The organism is Yoonia sp. R2-816, from assembly GCF_046762905.1.
Classification (GTDB): domain Bacteria; phylum Pseudomonadota; class Alphaproteobacteria; order Rhodobacterales; family Rhodobacteraceae; genus Yoonia.
The window spans coordinates 1-404 of sequence record NZ_JBKQXN010000124.1 but is presented as its reverse complement, the minus strand read 5'-3'; the positions used below and the strand labels follow the sequence as shown (position 1 = coordinate 404).

Annotated in this window: 1 pseudogene; it reads right to left on the bottom strand. The window is 52.2% G+C overall.

The window, feature by feature from the left end:
* A pseudogene (locus tag ACFWW2_RS02805) lies at positions 1-404 on the bottom strand (DNA mismatch repair protein MutL); the annotation flags it as partial.

Sequence of the window (404 nt, the reverse complement as noted above, 5' to 3'; positions counted from 1 at the left end):
GCGTTCATTTCTTCTGCGCGCATCCAACGACCCGACCGGATAGATCCGTGACAAGCAACACGGCTGAGGATGGCGTCGATTTTAGCTTTTACGATTTGGCTTTCGCCCTGATCTGAGAGTTCGTCCAAAACGTCGAGAAGTAAGGACTGTGCATCGACTTCACCCAAAATAGCGGGTGTCTCTCGCACAGCGATGGCGTTTCCTCCGAATGGTTCGATGGTCAATCCCATACCACTGAGTTCCTCGGCCACTTCCATCAACCGCGAGCAATCTTCCTCCGGAAGCTCCACGATTTCCGGTATCAAAAGTGCTTGGGCAGCAATGCCGTCTTTCGCCATCTGGTGTTTAAGTCTCTCGTAGACCAGTCTTTCATGTGCGGCATGTTGGTCTACGATCACCATACC